We start from the raw sequence: 16,464 nt of genomic DNA, 5'->3' as shown, positions 1-16,464 counted from the left end.
CTGAATCCGTCTCAACAACGTGATATTTGTTCAAAAAACCAGCATAAAACAAGAACCATCGTGTACAAAAAAGCATCGATATGACGCGATCATGTCAACCATATTTATTTTCATACAAACAATCTTAATTGTTAATCCAAATCAATGTGCTACTTAATCGAATCACGCAATATTGACCCTTTAGTAAGTTAATTGACTCAAAAATGAAACTCTATAGACGTTAGCCCATTCATTTTTACTATAGGACGCCTATGATTCGTTACTACGAAAACAAGAGTATTAACACTCAATTACGAGTAATCATGCTCTTTTGCTTAATCATCTCTTTTTCAACCATTGCATTACTCGTATACCGCAGTGCTGCGAGTATTCTCTTGAACTCAACTCTCACCGATCACCAATCCAAAGTCGAGGGGATCCCCCAAGCCATATCGCAGCAATTTTTTACTTATCTCGATACAACCAAAACGCTAGAATCGACATTTCAGAACAGCTATCTGAAAGGATTAACATGGCAGGATCAGGTGGTCGATTTTCGCGGATATCCGGTTACGGATGTGACTCTCAACGGGAAAAGCGTCATTGGCACAACAGATATTGTGGACCAATTCACACGAGACACCGATGCCATTGCTACTTTATTTCTGCCTACGGGTCAGGACTGGGTGCGTGTTTCTACCTCATTGAAAAATAAACAAGGCGCGAGAGCCGTCGGAACGCTGTTGGGGCAATCTCATCCGGGGTATGAAAAACTCAGCCGTGGTGAGCCCTACTATGCACAGGTGAATCTGTTCGGGACTCACTATCTCACTTACTACAATCCGGTCAAAAACCATCAGCAGCAAATTATCGCCATTTCATTTATCGGGGTTCCCGTAGAAGAAGCGACAACCAAGCTCTTGCGTAACCTCAACCATGTCAAGTGGGGTAGAACCGGTAGCACCATGGTTGTGGATGCGCGTGAAAATTCGCAAGGAAAATATCTGCTCAGCAGTGACAATACACAAGCGGAATCAATTCTTGCCGAAAAAGATGCAGACGGGAATACCATCTTTCACGATATTTTCAAAAATGATGAAGGTTTAATTCGCTACCGTCAATCCACTCATGGTGATATTCAGGAACACTATCTTGTCTATACCGATGTCCCCGGCTGGGAATGGAAACTACTCGGTGGCACCTATATTGATGAGATCACCGAGGGCAGTCAGGAACTCCTGAAGTTGATCGTCCTGATTTCATCGCTGGTCGGCGGTGCGACATTCGTCATCATTGCGTTATTCCTCAGCCATACCATCAAACCGTTGATCAATTTAAGTCATATTATGGAACGGTTAGGACAAGGGGAAATCAGTCTGAGCATCAAAACGGGTGCTAAAGAAACCAAGAATGAAATCCTTCGGCTATACAATAGTGCGGCAACCATGATGACTCAACTCAATCACTTAGTCGGTAATATCCGTTCTACCAGTGATCAGGTTCAGGGTCAGTCAGCGAGTGTTCTCAGTGATGCCAATGTCGGATTAACCCAGTCTGAACGTCAACATGAACAGGTTGAACAAGTCGTCACTGCCATTGAAGAAATGGCGACCTCAGCCAAAGATGTGGCAATGCAGGTCGAAGCGATTGCTGATAATGTCCGGCAAGCTAACGAGAATACGCAATCTGGTCTGAATTTAGTTGAAGATGTTTGTATCGATGTGGCCCAATTGAATGACCAGTTGGCACAATCTTCTCAGGCAATCGATCAGCTCAGAACCGATAGTGAAAGTATTCAAACCGTGACGGAAATGATCGATGCAATTGCTGAACAAACCAACCTACTGGCACTCAATGCGGCAATCGAAGCAGCACGAGCCGGTGATCAGGGTCGTGGTTTTGCTGTGGTAGCCGATGAAGTCAGAACGTTAGCCCAAAGGACACAGACGTCGGTTCAGAGTGTGGTCACCATTATCGACAAGCTCAGACATTCAACCAAGAATGCCGTTCAGTTGATGCAACATAGTCAACATCATGCGGATAATATGCTGAATAAGTCTCAAGATGCCGGAACATCACTCGAAACCATCGCGGAACAGATTCATTCAATTGCTTCTCAAGCCCAAACAATTGCAACAACGGCCGAGCAACAGGCGCAAGTTTCCGCTGATGTCGCCCAGAGTGCTTCAGAAATCAGTCAGTTGAACCAGCAAGGCCAACAAACCAATGCCAAAACAGCCGAGAGTGCCTCAGCATTGCAATCTCTGGCAGAACACCTGAAAAATCAGGTCGGTTTTTTCCATTAACACCAAAATAATCACCATCTCTCATGCACAGCATTGTGTTACCCTGATGAAATGGCTCAAAACCAGCAAACTAAAAAGGCTGCCTTGGCAGCCCTTTTCTTCTTTTCATTCATCCACCGGATGACTCCGGCTAAACCGCTTCCGGTTCAAGAATTTCATGATTGCTCATCGCCACAAGTGATTTACCCAACAGCCATTCCAGCTCTTTATCGGCATCGGTACCCAGTTTCTCTTCAATCAGATGGTACATCCGTTCTAACCCTTGACGAGAAACATCAACAGAACGTTCAGCAGAAATGATGTGGTGGAAAAGAAATCTTAAAATCGCGACAAACTGACTGTGTTCCAATGCCTGCATCCAGCTCCGACGGAATGCAGCAATTCCGTTTTCCAACTCCAGATAAGAGGTGAAAAGTAGGAAAATTTGGCTATTCAATGCCGTGGCAAAATCCGTTTTTTTAGGAAAGTGATGGCTGATCCCCGTCCGTGAAATTCCTGTCTGCTGACTGAGTGTCGTATATGACATACGGTCATAACCAAGGTTCAGCACCTGATAGACGACCGCATCTAAAATTGTCTGAATCGTGACTTCTGTTTCTTCTCTGCTACGTTTAGGCATACTGTGACTCTCTTAAAATTAGGTGAGCCCCACCTTTCCGTAAACACGTTATGCCAAGGTAAGAGGCACTTCACCTGATGATCCATTCAAAAAATACGGGAAGTCAAATTGCCTCTCTCTGTTATCTCAGCAATGTCCGAGTTCCCAACGTTCAATCAAAAGTGAATGAACACCATAAGTTGCCCTCAAATTACATTCTGGCCTACCCTGCAAAGTCAAAATATGACTTACAGTTTATGCACTGATATCGTCACCTGACTCTCTCCGATCAGGTCACCGAATTAGAATAGAATGGTGTTCACTCAAGCGCTTAGATATGCCAGCGCCTGAATATAAGGTCCATCATCTCAGATTCATTGAGTGGAACAATGATATCGCCTGAATTCTGTTACCCCCTTGGCATGAATCCTGATGATTATGAGAGTTTAATCACATATAAATATTTCTGAAGTACCATAAATCCCCATCGTTACACAAAATCAACGTGTTACTGAACAATCTGCATTTCATCGAACCTCTGTATGATCGTCTGCTGGTGACTGAGCGCGGGTCTGCGCTAAAATAGGCAACGATACCAATATTATTGCAAACGCAATTCAAAGCCCGATGCTTCACCAATCATATCGTGTCGTGCACAGGACCTTATCCATTGTGATAAATCAACTTGTTTGCAGTGATTCAGGTATATACTCGGGCAATGGTGTGTCAATCACACAAGCAGAACACTCGAGTCTCAGTTCCTGACCAATGGGGTAATTTTATGAATACAAATGACAATATAGAAAATGAAATCTGCGAAGCCTGCGGAACATTCGGTGAAATCGGCTACATCATTAAAGAAGGTGACGATGTGGCTGAAGTTACCGTACTGGCAAATGGCGCAGCAGCACTTCAGGCTGAACTAGACAAATACATTGCCCTCGCGAAACAGGTCTGCGCGGATGTGAAATATGAAACCACACCAATCACTGAAGATGCACAAGAGCTCCATGCCCGTTTTCAGTTTGAAGTCAGTGCCGAAAAACTGATTTTTGAACTCAAATCCCGCTCTCTTGCCCGCGGATAAGTCATCAATATCATCTCACACCGATGAATATCAAACACAGAACCATCAATCAGGTTCTGTGCGTTTTCACCACAGACATCAATACCTTGTGTCTGTGGTCAATTTTTTAAATTTTCCTCACCCAATGTGTCTCTCGGCAAGCAACTTTTCTCGTAATTTTTAAGGCCTCTTTCAGCATTGCAAGCCATTCATCGATCCGCCATACTGCTTCTATCACCGTTTTTAGGTTTTGCATTTTTATGTTCAGCTTTTCTATATTTAGGTATGGAGTGCGTTCACTCCTGACTTTATTGATCGGATTAATGAGTCTCTGCCTGCCCCAGCTCGCCACGGCTCAAGGGCTGAATCATTACCAGATCCTCAATTATCTGGATAATTACGGCAATTTAGATCTCAGTGGCAAACCATTCACTGAATTACCATCAGGTATGGTGATTAAACGAGATTTGAATATTTCCCGGACACCGATCCGTGCACTGCCCAGAGACATCGATATTCAGGGCGGACTGGTTGCTACCAATTGTCAGTTAGAAACCGTGTATTCCGGAACCAAAATTAAAGGTTATGCCAATCTCATCGGCTCCAAAATCAAACGCTGGCAACGTGGTGTCCGAGTCGGTGGTTATTTAAATTTTACCGATACGCCTTTAGAAAAATTGCCAGCCAGACTCAGAGTCAAAGGTGATTTGAGTGTCATCCGCACACCATTGACCGAGCTGCCTGACGGCCTGATTGTCGAAGGGAATTTATATATCGGTGGTTCGGGCATCCGCGCATTTCCGGAAACGATGACCGTGAAAGGCAACATCTATCTGGGCGGGAACCGTATCCAAAAATGGCCGAAAAATCTCACGCTGGGCGGATCCGTAGCAAGATAACCTTGCTACGGTAAATCATCAATCTATGGTTGCTCGTTCACTCGGCCTGAACTTTGAGTTGATGATCTAAATTTAATCTATCACTCAGCTTGTGGCTTGTTTTTCACCGGGTTGGCATAACTGGCGAGCAGATATTCATGCGCCCCTTTCGGCAGACATGCCAGCTTTTGGTTCAGCACATCCCGTGTCGCTTGGGTCACTTCATCGCTTTCGCATCCCGCAGCCAATAGGTTGATGGGAAACAACTGATAATGTTGATGAATCTGTCGGTCAATCTCCTCTGCCAGTGCGTCCGGAGTGGCAAAATCCCGGTCAATCACATCGCCAAATGCCACATGAATGCGCCCTTTTTCCCCCACAATCCCCTGAATGATACTCTCAATATCTTCAAATTCTCTTTTTTCATAAGCGCCCAGCGTCGCTTTTTCATAAAGCTCCTTGGCTTTGGCCAGATCACAGGGATCATTTTCATAGGCAATCGCAACCGGCACAATTTTCAACGATTTAACATAAGCTGCAAAATCAACTTTTTTACTGCGCCCTTCCACATGAAACATCTTCAGAATGGCCGGATCCGTAAAGTCATTACCATCCTTTGCCCGCCCTTCACGCTGGGCAATCCAAATAGAATGCCCCGTCTCCAACGAATTTTTGATATAGCCGGATAGCGTTGCCAACGCTTTCATCATTTCACGTGGCCCTTTGGCAGAACGCTTCACAATAAAACTTTTATTTAATTTCATCAGCTCAGTAGCACACGGCTTACGTAACAGATTGTCGCCAATCGCAATTCTCACCGTCTGATGCCCGGAAATGTGCAGGCCATAGTTCACCAGTGCGGGATCCATCGCTATATCACGATGGTTCGAAACAAACAGATAAGCCTGATTTTTATCCAGCTTGTCCAGACCGGAATACGTCACGCCACCAGTGGTCGTCTCTAATGTTTGATCAAGGTATTTTTTCACTTCAAGCTGAATTGCCTCAACGGAAGTCAGTTTCCGCCACTTGAACTTCAGATACACTTTGACCCAAGGACTGATCAGGGTTTGGATCCAACCGGCATGGTGCTTGAATCGGTGCTTAACAATTGCATGAATAAATTCATCGTCTTGAATGAGACGATTGATAGCTGCAGGAATTTCATCGTCTTCATAAGGACGAATCTCTGCATAAGGATCGGTAGTTGATGTCATTATAATACTATATTCTTCGAAAAAACTGGCCCATTCTACGCACACTTCCTCTTGTTCGCAGCTATTGTTAGAAAACAAACCTACTGGTATGACCAGTATAACATCCTTGGCTGACTTAGTGATGAAGCCGATCACATCCTTTCCTGTGATCTCCGGTCTTCACTTGATCACCTTCTGTAACAACCTTTTGTTATCACTGGCGCGTTCAAGAAAAAGCAACTCGTTGAGTATAGCCTAGTTTATTTGGCTTTTGCTGACGGACAAGTTAACCTAGGCGCGTTTGAAAACATGTGCGTTTGAAAAAGAGAGACTAACCATGCACTACGCCATTCAAGTGGATTCAGCCACGACCGATTATCTACAGCTCACCGCCCGGAAAAAATCGCTGAAACACGTTCTGTTGCTCGTCGAGCAAGGCATGGTGCTATTGAAACTCGGCAAGCATGAATATGCGGCACGCGCAAAACAAGCACTGTGGATTCCTTGTCAGTGTCTGCATGCATTGACGATTTTTCCGCAGACTCGCCTGACACGCATCGAATTTTCAGCCCGCCTGCGCCACAATTTCCCACTACAGGCTGGATTTGTGGCACCCGGCACCTTGTGTCGTGCGGTATTGGCACGTCTCTCCGAGACAACGCCTCAAATGACAGTTTATTCACATCTGCTCGGGGTGCTCACTGATGAAGTGTTACATTTTCAACCTGAGCTGCATGAAAACAAATTCACTCATTTACTCAAGCAATGGCAAGCTCAGTATCCTCAACCCGTTGAAGACATATCACCGGAAGTCCATCTCATACTGTTATTACGCGAAGCACAGAAAAAGATGCTGTCTGGTGTGGCAGCCGCACAGGTCGCGGATCAACTGTTTGACGGACAACTGGCACAGCTACATCAGTTACGCGAGAATTTGCTGGGATTAAACAGCGACATCAAATCATAGCGTCATGCAACGAATCAGGCGCATCGTTCAACGGATACGCCTGTTCGATAGAATGACATCTTAATAACTGATCTCCAGATCAGTATCCGGAACACAGCAACACGCTAAGACCATACCGGCCTGACGATCTTTATCTTCCAGTGCAGGGACATCCGGCTGAGACACCCGCCCTTGGGTCACCTTCACCCGACAAGCACCGCACAACCCGGCCCGGCAGCTATTGCTGATCGCGATCCCTTGATCTTCTGCTTGTTCGAGCAATGTCTGTTGATTATTCCCCGCCACTTGCTGACCGTTAATCGTCAGGGTCACGTTCAAATGTGGACGTTCAGCAATTTTCTGAGCGCCGAATGCTTCCTGATGATAATAGTTCGCTGGTAAGCCAGCTTTCATCAGCAGGTTTTTCGCTTTTTTCATGAACCCGTCCGGCCCGCAGACAAACACCTGACGCCGCTCTACATCTTGCACCTGCCGCAAGTGCGATAAAGAAAACCGTCCTTTCAAGCCGAACCAGTCCTGTGGCGGCTGTGTGAGAGAAATGATCACCTTCAAACCAGAATGCTGATTGTTCAGTTGCTCTAACTCTTCACGGCACGGAATATCATCCACCGAACTGCATTGATGATAGAACACCACATCCCGGATTTGTTGATGATCCGCCAGATAACGCAGCATAGACAGCATTGGTGTCACTCCACTGCCGGCAGACAGAAGCAGCAACGGCGAATGCGATGAATCCGATTGTAAATAGAACTCACCATTCGGGTCTTGCGCCTGAAGGACATCTCCGATTTGAAAATGATCGAGCAACCAGTTCGATACCCGCCCGCCGTCCATCCGCTTGACTGAAATTGCCAACCGTCCCGGCCGGGACGGGCTGGAAGAAATCGTATAGTGACGATGGATCGTTTCGCCATTAATAGTTAACGCAATCGGTAAATGCTGCCCCGGTAGATAAGTCAGGGTTTGCCCCTGCTGCGGCTCCAGCCAGAATGTAACAAAATCCCGGGCGATCTCTTCTTTCTCGACACAAGTCATGGTTTGCCACTTCGGCTGCTCATTGGGATACTGTTCTTTGTCTTTATATTCCAGCACTTCAACCACATCATCGACCTGCACCATTCCCGCAGTCCGAACCACCATATTCTGACCAAAGAATACGCCGCCTGATGTGCCACGCCGGAATTGCATTAATGTTTTCAACGGCTCTTGTGACGCCCTCAACTGACCGAGTTCCGGCTCAACGGTAGTTAAAATACAACGTTCACAGGGTTTGACCAGTTCAAATTCAGCCGTCCCGATCCGAATACGCTTCCAACTATCTTCGGCAAATGGTTCGGTCCCGGCCACGACAATATTGGGTCTGAACTGCTGCATGACATGCTGTTCAGGACTGCGACGATTCAGTTCATCCAACGAGCCTTGACTGATAATCAATAAGGGATAGCCATCGGCAAATCCAACCGCATTACCGACCGATTCACGATAGCGCTGCGAATGCTCGCCGGTAAACACCAGTTCAACCTGGCGGTCAATAACCCGACTAAACCAATCATTGGCTTCATCAGTGGTAGTATAAGCAGTGAAAGTATCACGCCAGACCGTGGTGGAGATTTCCTGCATTTTAAAATCAGCATAGCGAATGCGCAGCGGCGGTTGCCCCTCGGCCCGGAATATGACTCCGTCAGGCATCAGTGCCGAGCGCACAGTCACCAAGCGGGGAAACTTTCTGGCGGTCACCATGTTTCCGTCCGCTAACGCCAGCATAAAACGTCGGTCAAAGGCCAGTCCTTCTTTATCCGCCCAGCTTTGTGATAGCGAAATCCCACCCACGGATTTCACCGGATAAACATGAATTTGATCGACTTTTGCTGACATGCTGTTGCTTTCCTTGGTTTTGAAGTAATAGCGGATAAGCATATCATGATAAATCGAGCATCCAAGCGCAACCGCCGGATTTTATTAAAGCCCCCGGATTTAATAGATGAAAAGGATTACTTTTTCTTCTATGATTCACACGCATTCACTCAGTTCACCACCCCGAATCAACGCTGGTGAGCTGACATTTCAGTATCAGAGATAAAGGTGGAAATCTTTCATGACAATACTCACGCTGACCCGCCCCGATGACTGGCACGTACACCTCCGGGACGGAGACGTTTTGCCAGACACAGTCAGAGATATCAGTCGCTATAACGGCCGCGCCCTGATTATGCCCAACACGGTTCCACCGACCACCACACCCGCAATGGCTCAGGCTTACCGGCAACGGATTATGGACGCTCAGCCCCGCCCCGGATTCACCCCCCTGATGTCACTGTATTTAACCGATAACACCACGCCTGAAATCATTCAGCAGGCCAAATCATCCGGCGTCGTTGCCGCTAAACTGTATCCGGCCGGTGCGACCACCAATTCCGATTCGGGCGTCACCGCCGTCAACACCATTTATCCCGTACTCAAAACCATGCAAGACGTGGGTATGTTGCTGTTGATCCACGGTGAAGTCACCCGCCATGAGGTTGATATTTTTGATCGGGAAGCGACGTTTCTGAGCGATGTACTGGCACCGATTGTGCGCGATTTCCCTGAATTGAAGATCGTCGTTGAACACATTACCACCGCGGATGCGGTCAGATTTGTCGAGCAGACCGGCCCCAATGTGGCTGCGACAATCACCGCGCATCATCTGTTGTATAACCGCAATCATATGTTGGTCGGTGGTATCAAGCCTCACTATTACTGTTTGCCGATTCTCAAACGCAATACGCATCAACAAGCGTTGATTCAAGCGGCCACATCCGGCAATCCGAAGTTCTTCCTCGGCACCGATTCCGCCCCCCACACCAAAGCAAATAAAGAAAATGCGTGTGGCTGTGCGGGCTCTTATACGGCTCACGCCGCGATTGAACTGTATGCAGAAGTCTTTGAACAAGCCGGTAAACTGGACTATCTCGAAGGGTTTGCCAGCCACCATGGGCCGGATTTCTACGGCTTACCACGGAATACCGACACCATCACGCTGGTCAAAACCCCTTGGCAAGTCCCTGAAGTGATGCCATTCGGCAGCGAAACCGTGGTGCCAATCCGGGCAGGTGAAACGATCGCATGGCAGGTAAAATCCGACACCTCAGTTTGAGTCTGTTGAGCGGGCCTCGCCCGCTCTTTTGCCGGGGGCCATTCTCAGTGTAAATCTCACCTAAATCAGAACGCTATCATGTTGTTTTCTATTGATTGATGACTTCAAGTAACGCTTGATGAATTGATGTTCGATCAACGCTACCTGCTTCTTGGCAAACAAAAGCAGCCCCCTCCTCAGCCAAGATTTTAAGGGCTTGAGGTTTGCAATTTTGCATAAAACTAAAGTGCGATGCGCCTTTGATTTCTTTGTAAGTCAGTCGGTTCTGGTGAGTCGTTATATAAGGGAGAATTTGTAACTTTGGCGGAATCGTCTCATCGAGTTCACCACCGACGATCACGGTTTGAGCTGACAAGGTCTCTAATGATTGCGGCAATATCGCAGGCACATAGCCGGGCGCGACGGCAATTGCGTGTGTGATTCGTTTATCTCGGTAATCTCCGGAGATTAGGCGGTGTTCTTGTTGAGAAAGACCATCAAACGTGTTTTTGTAGTAGTTGCATGAGTCATCATGGTGTTGATGACAGTATGCCTGATACCCCGAAATATCGAATCTTGCCCCGGCTAATGCCAGTGCTGTATAGCCGCCAAGAGAGTAGCCGATAACCGATATATTATCTTTGTCTATGTATTTAGCGTAATCACCTGAGAGTATCTGCTCGATCAGAAAAGAGATATCTCGCGGTTGCTCCCACATTCTCAGCACGCGCTCAGGGGTCGCTTGTCCTGTGGTATAACCGGGATGATTTGCTGACACAACGAAAGCACCTTGCTCCGCCAGATGGCTTCCCAGCCATGATAGATTCTTCCAATTCCCTGACGTGCCGTGAACAAGGATGTATAGCGGTAAACGCTTACCCTTTGGGGCTGCGTCCTTTGCAGCCTTAAATCCATAGAAAGCCGCATTTTCAGCAAAAACGTTCTCCGGTGCCGTCATTGCTGTCGGATAGAAGAACTTAACCGCAATGGTCCTCTGCCTTGCAAGATCGTGGTAACTCTCTTCAGCGATCCCTATCGCGGCAAAACTTGCCGGACTGAAACAACACAAAAAACATAATATGATTTTTTTCATAATTTCCTTTATCAACTGACGTAAATCCAAAAATAGAACAGCGTTAAGATGCGACGAGCAAGTACCAAACTTGAGTGAAACGAAAATGGCATGCGTTGACCATCACACCGAAACACTTAGTTCATGGCTGAAATCCAGAGCGGATGCACCCGATAAATACAGCAGATAAAGACCGCCCACAATATTTACAATCATGCTCACTTTCGAAAAATTAAACCGTTTTTGCACCATGAACCATAATGCCGGAGCCAGTCCCGACAATGCCTTTGAAAACTCCGCTTAACCTGCCGTCTGCAACTGGGTTATTTGGCGCGGATTGAGTCAGAGATACACCATACTCGTTTGTTGTACATGCCGATGACTGCTCGTTTTTAGGCCAATTTCTGCTTTTGTTTGATGTCATCCCATGACATGCCATTTTCAATTGCAGAGACAAAACCGCATTTAAATATCCCACAGAACATCACCTAATTCATCTTCAAGATAGTCCAAGCGCTCTTTAGAGAGTTCCTCAATCAACTTCATCGGCTTCTTTTTTAATTTTCAACCAAAAGTGTATAGAGCTCTGGGAATTCACCCATTCAAAACGACACAGAAAAACGGATGCTCAACTGAGAATGGACTAAACTAAATTTAACGAATATGCAAGTTTCATAACACAACATCGCATATGTTTTATCCGTAAAACGTCGTTATGCCTTTGTTTAATACAGAGGATAATCACATGTTTTCTAAACTGAATTACTTGAACGTCGGAGATGCCGGCACATTTCGTAAAACTGGCAAGCACTATTCAACCCCAGAAGATGTAGATGCTCTCATTGAGCACTTAAAAACCCAAGATAAGCTAGTGATTCATTTTCATGGTGGATTAAATAAAGAAGCCGTCGGCATGCAAATCGCCGAAAAGCTTTCCAATAGCTATAAAGGTGCGCACCCATTAACCATTGTCTGGGAAACAGGTCTGTTAGAAACAGTCCAAGATCGTATAACCGATGTCTACAAAACGAAGCTCTTTAAAAAGCTCGTGTTCTGGGTCGTCAAAAAAGCAAGTAAATACCTTCCTGAAGACTTTCAAATAGGAGCAAGGGGGTCCAAAGAGCTTACAGATGCTGAAATACTCGATGAGCTCAGTAAAGAAAGACCCTTTGAGAATTTAACGCAGACACTTCCTCAAGGCTCGAGAGGCGCTGATTTTTCCCTGACAGAAATGGAGCTAGATAATCTTATCGATGAAGTCGAAGCAGAGCTTGAAACAGAAATCGATATGACTGACCCTCAAATCAGCGGGATGCTCACCGGTTACAATGCACAGAAAATAACCGGACCGCAAACCTCAAGAGGGCAAGCGAGAGGGATCTCCGTTAAACTGATTAAAGACTTAGCCAAGCTGACTGTGCAAGTTATCAGACGTTTCACAAATGGGACACATCACGGTTTATACCCCACCATCGTTGAAGAAATCCTGCAACAATATTACCTAGCCGATGTCGGTGAATGGGTCTGGGGAGGCATGAAATTATCAGCCCAAGAAATGTGGCAAGAGAATACCAATCTCACCGGCGTCGAACAACATGCAGGCACATATCTCCTCGAAAAACTCATCACCTTACAACAACAGCATCATATTAAAATTGACATCGTTGGCCATAGTGCCGGGGCCATAGCCATCTGCCACCTGTTCAAAGCGATGAAACAACGCCAACAATCACTCGATATCCGCAACTTAATTTTTCTGGCTCCGGCAGCCAGATACGATTTATTTATACAACACATTCTCCCCCAACCGAACTTCTACCAATCCTTCAAAATGTACACCATGAGTGACCAATATGAATGTAATGACATACTGGTTCCCTACGTTTATACCCGCTCGCTACTCTACTTCATCTCCGGTGTCCTTGAAGGAAAAGATGATATGCCCATCATTGGCATGGCGCGATATATCAGCCAGCCAGAACAATACAAAGAAAATGCTTTCGCCAAAGTCAGAGCTTTCATGAGTGAGGATAACCGCTTAATTCTTTCCAATAGTAGCGAGTTAAACCCGGGGGCAGTGGCACCACTTATCACGACATCAGAAACACACGGAGACTTTGACGATGACGAAGCAACCATCAGTAGTATCAATAAACTACTGCAAGAGGACTAGATTCAATGGCAACGTACCCAGATGACTATGGTTTAGTCGTTGGTATTAACCACTATCCTGGATTCAAGAATTTAAGTGGCGCTATCAACGATGCGAAAAAGTTCGATAACTGGCTGACCGATACCAACAATGGTGGCGGTCTTCCTCAAGAAAACAGACGACTCATTGTGTCTTCTGCCGACGCCAATAAGCCGATTCAAGAAGATATTGATGTTGCACTTGTCGAGTTATTTGACCGTATTGGGAGTAATCAAGTGCGCCGCTTTTACTTATATTTCAGCGGACACGGTCTGGCTAGCAGCAGTATGGGCGCAGACTTGTGTTTATCTGTTTGGTCGCATATCAGACGCAATGCCGCGCTGGATTCGGAGGCTTACTATGAACTTTTGGCTGGCACCGGGCGCTTTGAAGAGATTGTCTGCTTTTTTGACTGTTGCCGGGTCAGACTCAGTAATAGCAAAGGCGCAGCATCCTCTTTAGGCCGTCCCAAACCCGATCAACTCTCTGGTCATGAAAGACGCATGATCGCTTATTCCACAGAGTACCAAAATGCCGCTTATGAAGCGGAAAATGATATCGATAGCTCAGACGTCAGGGGATACTTCACCCAAGCCCTTCTGGAAGCACTCAATGGCAATGCCGCCCAAACTCAAGGCGGTGTACCGGCAAAACGTCTGAAGCAATATGTTGAGAATCGAACCAGAGCTTTGGCAGAAAACGACGGGAAGACTCAGATACCAGAAGTGGATATCAGTTTTATCAGTGAAAATGAACCTATTTTTGGTGACGCGCTGCCCTCAAGAAAAGTCGTCATTGCGTTTAGCACAGCCAAAGTTGGCAGAAACATCGATGTCATTGGGCCTGAAGATAGTGTTTTGAAAACAATTGTCGCGACAGAGCAACCGGTGAGCTTACCTCTGGGGGCTGGCATACATCTGTTATGTGACGGTGTCGATGGTTCCAACATTGCGATAAGAGAAGGAGACGAACATGTCAAATTCTAACCACAATTTAACCATTACCCTGAACCATCCGGAGTTACAAATAACACTTTACGACGGTTTTGGTGAGGTCGTCGCCATGATGGCGGATGACCCGAAATTGGAACGGACCCAAAACAGATCGATACAGGTCATCGACTCCTATAGCAATTCCGTGACACTGACACTCCCAAAAGGCATTTATCAGGTGGAAGGTAAGTTAGGCGGGCAAACCCAATCGATGGCCGTCAGGTTAAATAAAGATATTTCAACGCTAGCGCCTCAACCAGAGGTCTATAGTGCTGTTCCGCTATCAAATACAATCACATCGCATCATTACTATGAGCAAGCGGCAGCGGCATTAAGTCAAGAAACGTCAAGTAAAGAAACATCGACTGATCATACAAACCAACCCAATCTCGTATTCATGATTCGAACGATCAATCAGGCGCAGGCACAGCCTATCCGCGCCTACTTTCGAATTTCAGGGGAAGATAACAACGTAGTATTTGATTCAAGGATACATGCCACGATTCAAAATGAGAGTCAGGGCTGGCTCGGCTTTTCTCTGGCACTACGTCAAGGCGGCTATATTGTAGAGTTGATTGAACAACAGATTGGAGAACAACCGGCACAACAGCGGGCGATACCGATATGGTTAACCGACCGTTTTCAAACACAGATATTCAGTTTATACACAAAGGGGCAGATCGCTTATGACAGTCTCCGGCTGCTGATGGCTGACAGGTCTTTAGGTTTCGATCCTCAAGACCAGACCCTCGCCTCAACGGAAATCATGACAACTTCGTTGATCGCCGGGACGCAAGGGTTGTCAGGTCAATCGATGCGCATCGCGCTCAGTGGTAAATTTGCTAATCCTATCGTTGGGCTGTTTGCTGCCCATACCTTATTGAGGAGAAAGACACTCAACCAAGATTTATTGCGTGTCGTCATAGAAAATTTGGAACGGCTTCTAGGCGACTCTCCCGATGTGAAAGCACTGAAAGTGATGTTTAAACTGAAACTCACTGAAGATATCGGCGAGATGACATTCGATTTTCCCCCGACATTACGAGCCAGCTACCTTGGCATTGTCGATGCAGATAGTCAAAACCCTTCTGTCGTAGAAGAAAACAGCTTGTTCGAAAAAATTGGTGTTGGCATTTGTACGGATTCTCCCTTTGTTACATGGGATTTGTCTCAAACAGACAAGCCAGAAGAAGCCTTGGAGTGGGTCAAACAAAACATTGTCTCATCAATCGCAACCTTCGCTTCAGTGCCAAACACCACGCCCCTTGCCACGGCTGAGCTATCTAAAACCATGGGGATCACGCAAAATTTACTCCAGAACGCTGCGCTGAGCATCTTAAAAGGCGCAGGCCAACAACCCGCAGCGGGAGAATCAGCGCTTGATTTCATGAATCATCAGTTGCCAGCCTTTGATGACAACCATCGGGCAACGCTGAAAAACTTAGAGACACAGTTAAGTGCAGATGAAACATACCAGTGGATTACGAACAAGATATCGACGGAGAAGTAGCGCTGCTCGTCATGGTCGATGTTTCGGGGCTTGAGAGCAGCCATTGTTGTTGGATTCCAACCTCCGGCCCCGAAATATGACGCACAATTCCTTTCTGCGGTTTCAGTGGCATTCGTGCCCAGTGCGCCAGTTACTCTTGCCAAGATGCAAGATTAACCAGAAGCTCTTTTTTATTAGCTTGTTCGTTCGTTGTCCAGAACCGGCTTTTACGGGCGTCCTGCCCGGAAAAGCTTAATCATTCTTCCTTGAATGGTTTTCTTGGTTGGGTGGTTAATTTGAATAGAGTGAAATCTTTTTAAAAAGCCAAATTGATCGATGTTCTCAGGGTAAAATTCAGGAACGAATTTTAAGCTTTTCGTGGGCAGGAGCGAATAAAAGCGACCCTGATTACGTGCGCTGAACTTAAACCTAGGCCTTTTGGGGTACTTTTTCGGCCTTGAAAAAGTACCTGGGGCGCAGTCGGAGATGCTAATGAAATCGAAGAACGGGATTGCGCACCAAACCAGCAGATTTACTATTGGTCACACCAAACCACGATTTAATCATCTCAAGCGAGCTTCCCTGTTACTCCCATTCCAAAAATAACCTTTC

At 46.3% G+C, this 16,464-nt stretch carries 13 protein-coding genes and 1 pseudogene; 8 read left to right on the top strand and 6 right to left on the bottom strand.

Annotated elements, in window-relative coordinates:
• Positions 1-251 precede the first annotated feature (251 nt).
• The gene (locus tag VRK_RS16085) at positions 252-2,285 is read left to right on the top strand and encodes a methyl-accepting chemotaxis protein (protein WP_059122308.1); all 2,034 of its coding nucleotides are present in this window, start codon (positions 252-254) and stop codon (positions 2,283-2,285) included.
• 130 nt (positions 2,286-2,415) lie between these two features.
• On the opposite strand, the gene VRK_RS16080 is transcribed toward VRK_RS16085, so the two are convergent.
• Positions 2,416-2,904 (bottom strand): TetR/AcrR family transcriptional regulator, encoded by a 489-nt coding sequence (locus tag VRK_RS16080; protein WP_059122307.1) that lies wholly within the window; start codon positions 2,902-2,904, stop codon positions 2,416-2,418.
• Between the two features lie 760 nt (positions 2,905-3,664).
• Here VRK_RS16080 and VRK_RS16075 point away from each other — a divergent pair.
• A complete protein-coding gene (locus tag VRK_RS16075; protein WP_059122306.1) occupies positions 3,665-3,970 on the top strand; it encodes a YfcZ/YiiS family protein in 306 nt (101 codons plus the stop codon).
• 302 nt (positions 3,971-4,272) lie between these two features.
• Complete coding sequence (locus tag VRK_RS16070) at positions 4,273-4,848, top strand: leucine-rich repeat domain-containing protein (RefSeq protein ID WP_059122305.1); 576 nt, start codon at positions 4,273-4,275, stop codon at positions 4,846-4,848.
• 80 nt (positions 4,849-4,928) lie between these two features.
• Here VRK_RS16070 and VRK_RS16065 read toward each other — a convergent pair whose 3' ends face one another.
• A complete protein-coding gene (locus tag VRK_RS16065; RefSeq protein WP_059122304.1) occupies positions 4,929-6,044 on the bottom strand; it encodes a 1-acyl-sn-glycerol-3-phosphate acyltransferase in 1,116 nt (371 codons plus the stop codon).
• A 316-nt stretch (positions 6,045-6,360) separates the two neighbouring features.
• Here VRK_RS16065 and VRK_RS16060 point away from each other — a divergent pair, with 316 nt between their 5' ends.
• The gene (locus VRK_RS16060) at positions 6,361-6,990 is read left to right on the top strand and encodes a hypothetical protein (RefSeq protein ID WP_059122303.1); all 630 of its coding nucleotides are present in this window, start codon (positions 6,361-6,363) and stop codon (positions 6,988-6,990) included.
• Positions 6,991-7,050: 60 nt separating this feature from the next.
• Here VRK_RS16060 and VRK_RS16055 read toward each other — a convergent pair whose 3' ends face one another.
• The gene (locus VRK_RS16055; RefSeq protein ID WP_059122302.1) at positions 7,051-8,868 is read right to left on the bottom strand and encodes a hybrid-cluster NAD(P)-dependent oxidoreductase; all 1,818 of its coding nucleotides are present in this window, start codon (positions 8,866-8,868) and stop codon (positions 7,051-7,053) included.
• 220 nt (positions 8,869-9,088) lie between these two features.
• Between VRK_RS16055 and pyrC the strand changes: the two genes are divergently transcribed.
• Positions 9,089-10,129 (top strand): dihydroorotase, encoded by a 1,041-nt coding sequence (gene pyrC / locus VRK_RS16050; RefSeq protein WP_059122301.1) that lies wholly within the window; start codon positions 9,089-9,091, stop codon positions 10,127-10,129.
• A gap of 88 nt (positions 10,130-10,217) precedes the next feature.
• Here the strand turns inward: pyrC and VRK_RS16045 are convergent, their stop codons facing one another.
• From VRK_RS16045 to VRK_RS21710, 3 genes and pseudogenes are all read right to left on the bottom strand, one after another.
• Positions 10,218-11,201 (bottom strand): alpha/beta hydrolase family protein, encoded by a 984-nt coding sequence (locus tag VRK_RS16045; protein WP_059122300.1) that lies wholly within the window; start codon positions 11,199-11,201, stop codon positions 10,218-10,220.
• A 211-nt stretch (positions 11,202-11,412) separates the two neighbouring features.
• The gene (locus tag VRK_RS21715) at positions 11,413-11,658 is read right to left on the bottom strand and encodes a hypothetical protein (protein WP_231735793.1); all 246 of its coding nucleotides are present in this window, start codon (positions 11,656-11,658) and stop codon (positions 11,413-11,415) included.
• Positions 11,652-11,745, bottom strand: a pseudogene (locus VRK_RS21710) (MazG nucleotide pyrophosphohydrolase domain-containing protein); the annotation flags it as partial. The pseudogene VRK_RS21710 and the gene VRK_RS21715, both read right to left, overlap by 7 nt.
• Before the next feature lie 180 nt (positions 11,746-11,925).
• Here VRK_RS21710 and VRK_RS16040 point away from each other — a divergent pair.
• From VRK_RS16040 to VRK_RS16030, 3 genes are read left to right on the top strand one after another with little or no spacing between them, the layout of a single operon-like run.
• Positions 11,926-13,353: an alpha/beta hydrolase gene (locus VRK_RS16040; RefSeq protein WP_059122299.1), complete on the top strand. Its 1,428-nt coding sequence runs from the start codon at positions 11,926-11,928 to the stop codon at positions 13,351-13,353.
• A gap of 5 nt (positions 13,354-13,358) precedes the next feature.
• On the top strand, positions 13,359-14,357 hold the full coding sequence (locus VRK_RS16035; RefSeq protein WP_059122298.1) for a caspase family protein: 999 nt from the start codon (positions 13,359-13,361) through the stop codon (positions 14,355-14,357).
• Entirely contained in the window at positions 14,344-15,873 is a 1,530-nt protein-coding gene (locus tag VRK_RS16030; RefSeq protein ID WP_059122297.1) for a hypothetical protein, read from the top strand. The genes VRK_RS16035 and VRK_RS16030 overlap by 14 nt, the downstream gene beginning before the upstream one ends.
• Positions 15,874-16,464: the final 591 nt, after the last annotated feature.

Origin of the sequence: Vibrio sp. MEBiC08052, from assembly GCF_001506075.1 — a bacterium.
Classification (GTDB): domain Bacteria; phylum Pseudomonadota; class Gammaproteobacteria; order Enterobacterales; family Vibrionaceae; genus Vibrio.
This window is presented reverse-complemented; position numbering and strand designations above follow the sequence as displayed.

Bases quoted from the DNA above. Each gene is read 5' to 3' on its own strand.
- VRK_RS16085 (WP_059122308.1), top strand. From the start codon at position 252: ATGATTCGTTACTACGAAAACAAGAGTATTAACACTCAATTACGAGTA.
- VRK_RS16080 (WP_059122307.1), bottom strand. From the start codon at position 2,904: ATGCCTAAACGTAGCAGAGAAGAAACAGAAGTCACGATTCAGACAATT.
- VRK_RS16075 (WP_059122306.1), top strand. From the start codon at position 3,665: ATGAATACAAATGACAATATAGAAAATGAAATCTGCGAAGCCTGCGGA.
- VRK_RS16070 (WP_059122305.1), top strand. From the start codon at position 4,273: ATGAGTCTCTGCCTGCCCCAGCTCGCCACGGCTCAAGGGCTGAATCAT.
- VRK_RS16065 (WP_059122304.1), bottom strand. From the start codon at position 6,044: ATGACATCAACTACCGATCCTTATGCAGAGATTCGTCCTTATGAAGAC.
- VRK_RS16060 (WP_059122303.1), top strand. From the start codon at position 6,361: ATGCACTACGCCATTCAAGTGGATTCAGCCACGACCGATTATCTACAG.
- VRK_RS16055 (WP_059122302.1), bottom strand. From the start codon at position 8,868: ATGTCAGCAAAAGTCGATCAAATTCATGTTTATCCGGTGAAATCCGTG.
- pyrC (WP_059122301.1), top strand. From the start codon at position 9,089: ATGACAATACTCACGCTGACCCGCCCCGATGACTGGCACGTACACCTC.
- VRK_RS16045 (WP_059122300.1), bottom strand. From the start codon at position 11,201: ATGAAAAAAATCATATTATGTTTTTTGTGTTGTTTCAGTCCGGCAAGT.
- VRK_RS16040 (WP_059122299.1), top strand. From the start codon at position 11,926: ATGTTTTCTAAACTGAATTACTTGAACGTCGGAGATGCCGGCACATTT.
- VRK_RS16035 (WP_059122298.1), top strand. From the start codon at position 13,359: ATGGCAACGTACCCAGATGACTATGGTTTAGTCGTTGGTATTAACCAC.
- VRK_RS16030 (WP_059122297.1), top strand. From the start codon at position 14,344: ATGTCAAATTCTAACCACAATTTAACCATTACCCTGAACCATCCGGAG.